Raw genomic sequence first — 5,900 nt, forward strand, 5'->3', positions numbered from 1 at the left:
AAGACACCCGATCCGACGCAGTGCAGGTGCGAAACGAACCCATCCAGGCTCGCAGCTCCGACCGCATCGCCGCACTGCTCGACGCCGCCGCCGCCGTGGTCGACGAAGTGGGCATCGAACGGCTCACCACAGCCCTCGTCGCCGATCGGGCCGAGGCGTCGATCGGCACCGTCTACCGCTACTTTCCCGACCGCATCGCGGTGCTGACCGCCCTCGGCGCGCGCAGCGTGGAGCGCTTCCTCCGCCAGTTCGAGGCCGACATTGCCGAGAAGAAGCCCACAGACTGGGTGGATGCCGTCGTCGTCTCGATCGGATCGTCCGTCGCCATGCACCGTGGCCTGGTGGGCTTCACCTCGGTCAGGCTCGGCGACCTCGTGTCATCGCCCGAGACCGACGTGTCGCGCATCAAGACGCATCGCATCGCTCAAACTCTTCGCGACGTGCTCGTCGAGAACTACGCAATGCCGCAAGACGCCGCTCTGGCTACCCGCCTCGAGATCGCCGTCACCATGATCGACGCGCTTCTGGTGCGAGCGTTCATGCTCGGCGGCGCAGGAGACGAGACCATCATCGGCGAGTGCGAGCTGATCGTGCGCCAATATCTCACGGGGCGCTGCGAGAGCAACGAACAGCCCGTCTGAGCAGACGCCGGCTGCACCCTAGCCTGCCCGACACAATTCGTCATGCCCACCCCGCATGCTTTGCCTATCGGGGTGCGCCGTGTTTGGCTGGGAACACACGCGTGCACCCAGGCGCGCCAGACGAACGGGCCAGCACATGATCGAGTTCCGTCAGGTGTCGAAACAGTTTCCCGACGGGACCCTCGCGGTCGAGGACTTCAGCCTGGTCATCCCCTCTCGCAAGACGACGGTGTTCGTCGGATCCTCCGGCTGCGGCAAGACCACCATCCTGCGCATGATCAACCGTATGATCGATCGCACCTCGGGATCGATCGAGATCGACGGTGAAGACATCGTCAGCCTCGACAAGGTGAAGCTGCGTCGACGCATCGGCTACGTGATGCAGAACTCCGGGCTGCTGCCGCACCGCAAGGTCATCGACAACGTCGCCACCGTTCCTCTCCTCAACGGTGTTCCGAAGAAAGAGGCCCACGCCCGAGCCCTCGAACTGCTCGACACAGTCGGCCTCGATCGATCGCTCGCGAACAGATACCCCAGCCAGCTCTCGGGCGGGCAGCAACAGCGTGTGGGCGTTGCACGCGGTCTCGCGGCCGACCCGAACATCCTGTTGATGGATGAGCCTTTCGGGGCCGTCGACCCGCTCGTGCGGGCCGACCTGCAGCACGAGCTCGTGCGGCTTCAGCGAGACCTCGACAAGACCGTGGTCTTCGTCACCCATGACATCGACGAGGCGTTCCTGCTCGGCGACCAGGTCGTCATTCTGCAGAAGGGCGGAATCATCGCCCAGAAGGGGTCGCCGACCGAAATACTCACGAACCCCGTGAACGACTTCGTGGCGAACTTCATCGGCGCGACCAAAGGCAAGCGGGCGCTGCACATCGACCATCGAGACGGTCGAGACATCATCCTCGACAGTGAGGGGCGTGCCGCCGGTGTGCTCGTCGACCGCTCCGCCCGACAGGTCGAGGACACGCCCGCATGAACTGGGTTCTCGAGAACCTGCCCCTCATCGGTCAGCGCACCCTCGAACACCTTGCGCTCTCGGTGCCGCCCATCATCTTGAGCTTCGTCATCTCGATTCCGATCGGGTGGCTCGCGAACCGGTACAGCTGGAGCCGAGGCGTGCTTCTGACGGTGCTCGGGCTGCTCTATGCGATCCCTTCTCTGCCGCTGTTCGTCATTCTGCCGATCGTGCTCGGAACGGGCCTCCGCGACTCGATCAACGTGATCGTGGCGCTCACCCTCTACGGCGTCGCGCTCATGGTGCGTACGACGGCGGATGCGCTCGGCTCGGTGTCGGGAGATGTCACCCAGTCGGCGACGGCCATGGGATTCTCTTCGTGGACGCGATTCTGGCGCGTCGACCTGCCGCTCGCGGGCCCTGTGCTGCTCGCGGGTATTCGGGTTGTCGCCGTGAGCACGGTGAGCCTGGTCACGGTGGGTGCCGTGCTCGGAATCAAAAGCCTCGGCCTGCTCTTCACCGACGGCCTGCAGCGCAACATCGTGGCAGAGGTCGCCGCCGGCATGGTCGCGACGATCGCCCTGGCGCTGCTGCTCGACTTCGCACTCGTCATGCTGGGACGCCTCCTCATGCCGTGGAGTCGCGCGACCCGCACCCCGGTGGAGCGTCGCAACCGGGTAACGATCGAGGCGGCGACCTCGTGAATTTTCTCATCGAAGCCATCGCGTGGATCTTCGACCCGGCGCACCTCTCCGGGGCCAATGGAATTCCCACCCGCCTCGCCCAACACCTCGGCATCAGCCTGGTGGTGCTCGTCATCGCCAGCGTCATCGCCGTTCCGGTGGGCTACCTGATCGGTCACACGGGCCGAGGTCGCGGTCTCGCCGTCAGCCTCACCGGGGGGCTGCGGGCGCTCCCGACCCTGGGACTCCTGATCATCCTCGCGCTCTGGCTCGGCATCGGCATCGAGGCACCGCTGATCGCGCTCATCGTGCTCGCGGTGCCGCCGATCCTCGCCGGCGCCTACTCGGGCTTCGAGGCGGTCGATCGGCGCACCGTCGACGCCGCGCGTGCCGTGGGCATGACCGAGTGGCAGATCGTCTCGAAGGTCGAAGTGCCGCTCGGGCTTCCCCTCCTCATCGGCGGCCTTCGCTCGGGCACCTTGCAGATCATCGCAACGGCGACCCTCGCCGACTACGTGGGCGCCGGTGGCCTTGGTCACTTCATCTTCGCGGGAACGAAATCCAACGATTATCCGCAGATGCTGGCGGGCTCCATACTCGTCATCCTGCTCGCCGTGATCAGCGAGGGAATCTTCGCGATCATCCAGAAGTTGGTGGTACCACGCGGTGTGTCCGCGGGCGCATCCGAGCGCAGAGACGTCCGCACGCCGTCATCCCGACGCGTTGCGGTGGTGGGACTCCCCACCCAAGAGAGGAAATAACGATGTTCACAGCACACATTAAGAAGGGCCGGGTCGTCGCAGGCGTAATCGCGGTCGGCGCCGTCGTGGCGCTGGCAGGGTGCGCAACGTCGGATCCGCTGGATGCCGGTTCGAGTGACGCGGCGAGCACCGACTCCATCGTGGTCGGCTCGCAGGACTACTACTCGAGCGAGATCATCGCCGAGATCTACGCCCAGGCACTCGAAGCGAACGATTTCGACGTAGACCGCCAGTTCCGCATCGGCCAGCGCGAGGTCTACCTTCCCGAGATCGAAGACGGCAAGATCGACCTGTTCCCCGAGTACACGGGAAGCCTGCTGCAGGCGCTCGAACCCGACACCACGGCGACCACCAGCGATGACGTGTACGCGGCCCTCGAGTCGGCGCTGCCCGAAGGCCTGCGGGTTCTCGACAAGTCCGAGGCCAGTGACCAGAACTCGTACACGGTTACCGACGCATTCGCCAAGGCGAACAACCTCACCGACATCGCGTCGCTCAAGAACGTCACGACCCCGATCGTCGTCGGCGGCAACGCCGAGCTCGAGACGCGCCCCTACGGGCCCGCCACCCTGAAGGAGAAGTACGGCATCGACACGACCTTCCAGTCGATCGAGGACTCGGGCGGACCGCTGACCGTGAAGGCGCTCGTCGACAACACGATCCAGCTGGGCAACATCTACACGGCCGATCCCAACATCAAGTCGAACAACCTCGTCGCCCTCACCGACCCCGACGGCCTGTTCGTGGCCGACAACGTCGTGCCTGTCGCTTCGACAAAGGTCGACGACAAGGCCGCCGACGTCATCAACAAGGTCAGCGCGGCGCTGACCGAAGACGACCTCGTCGAGCTGAACTCGCAGAGCGTCAACGACCAGAAGTCGGCCGAGGTGATCGCCAAGGCCTGGCTCGACGACAAGAAGCTCTTCTAGTCGTTGATCACACGTCAGCGGGCCTGTCGACTCCGGTCGGCGGGCCCGCTTCCGTGTGCGCGGGAGACGAGAAATCGGTGGCGTCGGTCATATGCCGCTCTTCACCGCGCGCGATGAGCTTCTTCACCACCAGCACCACGACGACGAAGACCACGATGACCGCCACGAAGATGTAGCCGGCGAAGTGCAGCCTGTCGGCCAGTTCGCGGTAGCTGCCCGCCGCGAGCGAACCGGCGGTCACGTAGGCGAATGACCACACGATGCATGCCGGCAGGGTCCAGGCTATGAACCGACGGTAGGCCATCGTGCTCATGCCCACGGTGACCGGGATGAGCGAGTGCAGCACGGGCAGGAACCGTGACAGGAAGACGGCGATGCCGCCTCGCCGGTCGAGGTAGCGTTCCGCGCGCTGCCAATGGCGCTCCCCGATGCGTCGGCCGAGGCGCGAATGGCGGATGCGCGGGCCGAAGTGGCGGCCGAGGAGAAAGCCGATGCTCTCGCCGCAGAGGGCGCCGACGATCGATGCCAGGGCGAGGGCGAAGTACTGCACGGGCCCCTGCACGCCGGTTGCGGTGACCAGCAGAACCGTGTCTCCGGGCACGATGAGACCGAGCAGGATGCTGGTCTCGAGCAGCATGGCGACCCCGGCGATGAGGGTGCGCCACACCGGATCCACGCTCGACACCGAGTCCAGGATCCAGCTGAGAATGTCGTTCACGAGACCGAGCCTATGACGTGCCGGCCTTCTCGGGCTGGGGATGCGCCCCGCTACAGCAGTGAGAAGAGCACCGCGACCGGGGTGGCGACCAGCGCGATCGCTGCCGCGAGCACGAGAGAGCGGGCGGGGCCGGAGAGCGGTGCGGGCGGGGCGACGAGCCGGGATACCCGAGCGCCGAGCGTCTCCGGATCTGCCTCGGGCACGATCTCATCGGATGCGACGGGTGTCGCACCGGGGTCGCCGTCGCGCCAGGGCGAGCCGACGATCGCGATGGCCGTGGCCAGGGATGCGTCGTCGACCTCGCGACGCGCGTCGTCGTCGGCGAGCATCTCGACCAGGAGCGCGACGGCCTTCTCCGCGCGATTCGCGATCGGAAACCAGGGGAGCGCGATGTTCCAGGCCTTGAAGGCCAGGAGCACCAGGTGGTGGTACTGGCGGAGGTGGGCCCGCTCGTGGGCCAGAACCGCGCGAAGCTGTGCGGCATCCAATACCCGAACCAGGCCTTCGGTGAGCACCGTGATCGAGCGCACGCCCGGAAGGCAGTACGCCACGGGCGCGGCGAAATCGAGCATCCGGGTGCCGGGACTGCCCTGCAGGGGAGAACTCAAGAGGGCTATCAGGGCCCGGTGCCGGCGACGTTCGCGCTCGGTGCTGGCCGCGGTCGTCGCGAGGCTCAGCACGAGGTGCGCGCCGAGCACGACGGCGCCGGCCAGCGAGACGATCTGAAGCGCTCCCGCCTGGGGCGGCAGAGGGCCGTCGAGCAGGTGGCCGAACAGGAGCGCACAGGCCTGCCCGACGTCGTTCTCGAAGGGTGTGAGGCCGAACGCCAGCAGCGCTCCGATCATGGACAGGCCACCCGAGAGGGCGATCGCCTGCCAGAGGGCCAGTGCGGTACCGGGCGCGCGGGCGGGCCAGGCGGCCTTCGATAAAGCGATCGGAACGGGCCACGCCAGTGCGAGGGCGAGGACCGCAAGCCCTATCCAGGCTCCGGTCACCGTCAGCTACCGGTGCCGCGGGATGCGAGCAGTCGCCGAAGCGTTTCGGCCTCGGTGGGAGACACGCCACCCACGAATCGGGCGAGGGCATCGTCTCGATCGGGTGCCAGCTGAAGCACCTCGTGCATGAGTTCGGCCGTGTGCTCCGACCGCGAGTTGACCGCATGGTAGCGGTGCGGCCGTGTGGCGCGGCTGCGCGACACGAAGCCCTT

General features: G+C 66.5%; 8 protein-coding genes. 5 read left to right on the top strand and 3 right to left on the bottom strand.

Features of this window, described 5'->3' with window-relative positions:
- The 5 genes from ACE5CZ_RS00350 to ACE5CZ_RS00370 form a co-directional block, all read left to right on the top strand.
- The coding region (locus tag ACE5CZ_RS00350) for a TetR/AcrR family transcriptional regulator (protein WP_374945365.1) at window positions 1–641 on the top strand (641 nt) is incomplete at its 5' end.
- A 136-nt stretch (window positions 642–777) separates the two neighbouring features.
- A complete protein-coding gene (locus ACE5CZ_RS00355; RefSeq protein WP_374945366.1) occupies window positions 778–1,623 on the top strand; it encodes an ABC transporter ATP-binding protein in 846 nt (281 codons plus the stop codon).
- The gene (locus ACE5CZ_RS00360) at window positions 1,620–2,306 is read left to right on the top strand and encodes an ABC transporter permease (protein WP_374945367.1); all 687 of its coding nucleotides are present in this window, start codon (window positions 1,620–1,622) and stop codon (window positions 2,304–2,306) included. Before ACE5CZ_RS00355 ends, ACE5CZ_RS00360 begins: the two co-directional genes overlap by 4 nt.
- Complete coding sequence (locus tag ACE5CZ_RS00365; protein ID WP_374945368.1) at window positions 2,303–3,046, top strand: ABC transporter permease; 744 nt, start codon at window positions 2,303–2,305, stop codon at window positions 3,044–3,046. The genes ACE5CZ_RS00360 and ACE5CZ_RS00365 overlap by 4 nt, the downstream gene beginning before the upstream one ends.
- Window positions 3,047–3,048: 2 nt before the next feature.
- Window positions 3,049–3,975: an ABC transporter substrate-binding protein gene (locus tag ACE5CZ_RS00370; protein WP_374945369.1), complete on the top strand. Its 927-nt coding sequence runs from the start codon at window positions 3,049–3,051 to the stop codon at window positions 3,973–3,975.
- A 7-nt stretch (window positions 3,976–3,982) separates the two neighbouring features.
- Here ACE5CZ_RS00370 and ACE5CZ_RS00375 read toward each other — a convergent pair whose 3' ends face one another.
- The 3 genes from ACE5CZ_RS00375 to ACE5CZ_RS00385 form a co-directional block, all read right to left on the bottom strand.
- Entirely contained in the window at window positions 3,983–4,693 is a 711-nt protein-coding gene (locus ACE5CZ_RS00375; protein ID WP_374945370.1) for a DedA family protein, read from the bottom strand.
- 50 nt (window positions 4,694–4,743) lie between these two features.
- A complete protein-coding gene (locus ACE5CZ_RS00380; RefSeq protein ID WP_374945371.1) occupies window positions 4,744–5,688 on the bottom strand; it encodes a M56 family metallopeptidase in 945 nt (314 codons plus the stop codon).
- 2 nt (window positions 5,689–5,690) lie between these two features.
- On the bottom strand, window positions 5,691–5,900 hold a 210-nt coding region (locus ACE5CZ_RS00385), incomplete at its 5' end, for a BlaI/MecI/CopY family transcriptional regulator (RefSeq protein WP_374945372.1).

The organism is Agreia sp., assembly GCF_964263775.1.
Lineage (GTDB): Bacteria > Actinomycetota > Actinomycetes > Actinomycetales > Microbacteriaceae > Agreia.